General features: G+C 47.1%; 1 rRNA gene. It reads left to right on the forward strand.

The features are described 5' to 3' along the window. Positions 1–54 precede the first annotated feature (54 nt). Positions 55–173: ribosomal RNA gene (gene rrf, locus ACFINX_RS10380) — 5S ribosomal RNA — on the forward strand. The last annotated feature ends 430 nt before the right edge of the window (positions 174–603 follow it).

Below are 603 nucleotides of genomic sequence, written 5' to 3' on the forward strand. Positions count from 1 at the left end.
GCAGGAAAACCTTGAGATTGAGTGGCCAAGAGGCTTTGCTGGACACTGGCAAGTGCTTACGGCCACACCACTCTGGACCCGCCCGATCTCGTCCGATCTCGGAAGCCAAACAGGGTTGGGCCTGGTTAGTACCTGGATGGGAGACCGCTTGGGAATACCAGGTGCTGTAAGTTTTCCATCTTTTCCTCCCAACCAGCAGAGGGTGTTCTTCCAAAATCTGCTTCAAAGTTCACCTAAGGTTTTTTTCTTTTTTTTTTTAATAAACAACTTTTGCCTCATGTAAAGTAATCAGGTAGCTTCAGAGCAATCAGAATCAAGGTGTCAATGCATAACCTTTAGCCTAATTACACCCACCTGTTACAATGAGCAGATGTTAGCAGTGTTTCTGTTCAGACTTTGTGTGTGTTTAAACCAAGGCTGATTTTGCAGAGGAGAGGTGAAATGGCATGGTTTTTGCAGCAGGTGGGTGTGTCTAGTCAGCAGGTGTGTTAATCAGGAGGACACAATGGCAAGCCTGTAGCTTTAAGCAGGAAAACCTTGAGATTGAGTGGCCAAGAGGCTTTGCTGGACACTGGCAAGTGCTTACGGCCACACCACTCTGGA

This window comes from Bartonella sp. AP36NXGY, assembly GCF_042195865.1.
Classification (GTDB): domain Bacteria; phylum Pseudomonadota; class Alphaproteobacteria; order Rhizobiales; family Rhizobiaceae; genus Bartonella.